The organism is Sediminivirga luteola (assembly GCF_014639315.1).
Lineage (GTDB): Bacteria > Actinomycetota > Actinomycetes > Actinomycetales > Brevibacteriaceae > Sediminivirga > Sediminivirga luteola.
The window spans coordinates 1-1,602 of record NZ_BMFY01000038.1; the positions used below are offsets into that span (position 1 = coordinate 1).

2 protein-coding genes are annotated in these 1,602 nt (G+C 61.6%); both read right to left on the reverse strand.

All coding sequences use genetic code 11. The annotated features are described in order from the left end of the window. Nucleotides 1-236: 236 nt before the first annotated feature. Nucleotides 237-443: a helix-turn-helix domain-containing protein gene (locus IEW13_RS17220; protein ID WP_169797999.1), complete on the reverse strand. Its 207-nt coding sequence runs from the start codon at nt 441-443 to the stop codon at nt 237-239. 82 nt (nt 444-525) lie between these two features. After that, on the reverse strand, nt 526-1,425 hold the full coding sequence (locus IEW13_RS17225; protein ID WP_229745285.1) for a tyrosine-type recombinase/integrase: 900 nt from the start codon (nt 1,423-1,425) through the stop codon (nt 526-528). Nucleotides 1,426-1,602: the final 177 nt, after the last annotated feature.

A 1,602-nucleotide genomic window follows, 5' to 3' on the forward strand; every position in this document is an offset into this window, starting at 1 on the left:
CGAATACGAGACCATCATGAACCCGGCCGTGAGCCTCGCGGCCTGACACCCCCAACTGTCACCTAAATGTGCGGCAGTCCCGCGATCCCGGCCATCGCGGCGCCTCCTCATTGAGACTGGCTCTCTGGTCTGAACTGGATGGGATGGAACTCGTGTGGTTCCGAATCCGAGACTTTGCGACCCGCCGCACGAGTGAGGGGGCGGGCCCAGACGCCCCGCCCCCTCACTTGCCTTTCTCATCTCACCGACGGGATCTCGACGAGTAGGCGGTCATGCAGCTCGTCCAGGTCAACACGGATCAGGCGTCCGACCCGATAACCATGGATGGTTCCGTCTGCGATTCTGCGCCGCAGCGTCTTGACCGAGACGCCAAACTGGTCTGCCGCTTCCGTCAACGACACCAAGTCGGGTCTCGACGATTCTGATCGACTGCGAATGTCCATCACTTGTCCTTTCAGCTAGCGAGTTCCCCTCCCTTCACAGGTGTCCATCGGTGTCCGGGGAGGACTCTGCTGACTCGCTCTTCTAGGCGGCAAGCTGAGCATCGACGCGGTCACTCATCCGATTGGCCAGCTCCCGGTCACGAGTCATCGTGGAATGCTGGTAGCGGAGCACGACCCGCATGTCAGCATGGCCGCCTCGGCGCATCAACTCAGCCAGCGTCGCACCCTCTTGTGCAAAGAGGGTCAGGCCGGTGTGCCGAAGGTCATGGAACCGGAATCCCGGCGGCACGCTCTTGGCCGTATCGCGGGCGTCACCCCAGAGATGCCCCCACTTGGTGTGTGACAGCGGCACGCTGCCGCGGACGTTGGTAGGAACGACTGGAGCCTTCGCTTCGGGCGCGACGTTGTCTCGCAGATGTTCCTTGAGACGCTCCACCATGATCCGCGGAACGCTCAAGGCTCGCTTGCCAGCCTCGCTCTTCGGATCCGACATAGCGCCCGTGTTCGCGTTGAACTGCCGGCGCACATGCAGAGTGGCGGTTCCGTCGTCATGCCACTGGATGTCCCGGCGCTGCAGTCCGAGGCACTCGCCACGGCGCAGCTGGCACCAAGCGGCAAGCAGGACCATGATCGAGTACAGATCCGGCGTCGCCTCGTAGAGGGCTTCGACCTGTTCCGGACTTGCAACGTCATCCTCTGGATCATGATCGTGATCATGCCGTACCGATTCCTGCTTGGGGATCGAAATGGGAGGTGCCGCCGGAATAATCCCGTCTCGAGCTGCCTGTCGCAGGATCATCATGAGCACGATCAGCACCGGACGGGTGATGCCGTTGAACTTCGACTTCGGATTCAGCGGCGCCGGAATCTGATCCAGACGATGGGTCATGACCCGAATGCGAGCCAGGTCAATGTGTCGGATCTCCGTGTCGCCGAACTCGGGAATCAGGTATCCGGTGACCTTGCTCTTGTAGGAACGCACCGTGGCGATCGCCCGCTTCTTTCCCCCGCGTGTCGGTTCGAGGCGAATGAATTCGATCCAGCGCTCGGCGTACTCGGTGAAACCGATCGACCTCGTGGAATGCCCCCGGTGTTAGGTCCAGGTCTTATGTGAGTTGCGGGGATTGATCTTCTCTTCTGTGGCGGCAGCTCGCGGCAT